Raw genomic sequence first — 1,883 nt, forward strand, 5'->3', positions numbered from 1 at the left:
GAACCTGCTCGAAGAGCGGGGCTATATCCACCAGATCACCGACGCAAGCGGGCTCGACGCGCTGGCGGCACAGCAGGTCGTGCCCGGCTATATCGGCTTCGATCCGACCGCGCCCTCGCTCCATGTCGGCCATCTCGTGTCAATCATGATGCTGCGCCAACTGCAGCGTGCCGGCCACAAGCCGATCGTCATCATGGGCGGCGGCACCGGCAAGATCGGCGATCCCAGCTTCAAGGACGAGGCGCGCAAGCTGATGACCGCCGACACGATCGGGGAGAATATCGCCTCGATCAAGCGCGTGTTCGAGCGCTTCCTGACCTTTGGCGATGGCCCGACCGATGCCATCATGGTCGATAATGCCGAGTGGCTCGACAAGCTCGAATATATCCCTTTCCTGCGCGATGTGGGCCAGCATTTTTCGATCAACCGGATGCTCAGCTTCGATTCGGTGAAGATGCGGCTGGATCGCGAACAGTCGCTCAGCTTCCTCGAATTCAATTACATGATCCTCCAGGCTTATGATTTTCTGGAACTTTCCCGACGTGTCGGCTGTCGCTTGCAGATGGGCGGATCGGACCAGTGGGGCAATATCGTCAACGGTGTCGAGCTGGCCCGGCGGATCGACGGTACGCAGGTGTTCGGCCTGACAACGCCGTTGCTCACCAATGCGGACGGCACCAAGATGGGCAAGACGGTCGGCGGCGCGGTCTGGCTCAATGAGGACCAGCTCTCCGCCTTCGATTACTGGCAGTTCTGGCGCAACACGGCCGATGCGGACGTGGCGATCCGCTTGCGCCTGTTCACTGATTTGCCGATGGACGAGATCGCCCGGCTTGCAGCGCTGGAAGGCGCGGAGATCAACGAGGCGAAGAAGATCCTCGCCAATGAGGCCACGGCGCTCTGCCGGGGCCGGGAAGCCGCCCGGGCCGCTGCCGAAACGGCACGCAAGACTTTCGAGGCCGGTGCCGCGACATCGGCTGATCTGCCCTCCCTTGCCGTATCAAACGGGATGATCGGCCTTGTCGATGCGCTCGTCCAGACGACATTGGCAGCGTCCAAGGGCGAAGCCCGCCGAAAAATCGCGGAAGGCGCCGTGCGGCTGGACGATCAACCAGTGCATGACACCGCCCATGAGGTCGCAGTCGGCGAGACACCCGTGAAGCTCAGCCTTGGCCGTAAGCGACACGTGCTGTTGCAACGCGACTGACGCGCGCAGGAATTTTTGCGTGGATATGGTTGGCCCGCATGCAGCGCGTTTGCTGACGTGCGGCCTAGCCTTAACTCGATCTTCAGAATGAAGCTTTAGAAGAGATTCATCAGTTAAAGTCAGAATTTGGATACCAACGGGAGTTCGCTGCCATGCCCCAATCCCAATTCGACACCGAAACGCGCGGTGCGCCGCGCGAACAAACCGACATTCAGTCGCAGATATGGGGGACCACCCTTGCCCCCACACCCGCGCGTATCGTCAATATCTCGCCACAAGGCTGTATGATCCGCTGTGACGAGATGATGCCTATGGGTGAGCACCTCACCCTGGAGCTTCCTCAATTAGGCGCAATGCGCGCGACGGTCATGTGGTCCTTGAGCGGACGACTTGGCGTACAGTTCGATACACCGATCACGGTCGATAATTATCTGGATCTGCTTGATTCGCTGGAAAGCACGCCCGAGGGCCCACGCCTGATCTGACCGGTGGCCTAATCAACCGCTTGCGAGCAGGCTGATCGCCGCGTCCCGCTCGAAAAGATAGAGGCAGGTCCGCGCAGCTTGTCCGCGCTCGGACGCCAGCCCGCCATCACGATCCATGAGCAGTCGCGCATCATCGTGGGCTGCCGTCAGCAAATCCTGAATCTGCTCGGGCGTAGCAAGTCGAAAACGCT

2 protein-coding genes are annotated in these 1,883 nt (G+C 60.6%); both read left to right on the forward strand.

Translation table 11 applies throughout. The annotated features are described in order from the left end of the window. The first annotated feature begins 4 nt into the window (after positions 1–4). A complete protein-coding gene (gene tyrS, locus VNS12_RS04005; protein ID WP_325486555.1) occupies positions 5–1,207 on the forward strand; it encodes a tyrosine--tRNA ligase in 1,203 nt (400 codons plus the stop codon). 305 nt (positions 1,208–1,512) lie between these two features. Beyond that, positions 1,513–1,692: a hypothetical protein gene (locus VNS12_RS15405; protein WP_414693057.1), complete on the forward strand. Its 180-nt coding sequence runs from the start codon at positions 1,513–1,515 to the stop codon at positions 1,690–1,692. Positions 1,693–1,883 lie beyond the last annotated feature (191 nt).

The sequence above is a fragment of the Pelagibacterium sp. genome, from assembly GCF_035555455.1.
In the GTDB taxonomy this organism is placed as follows: domain Bacteria; phylum Pseudomonadota; class Alphaproteobacteria; order Rhizobiales; family Devosiaceae; genus Pelagibacterium.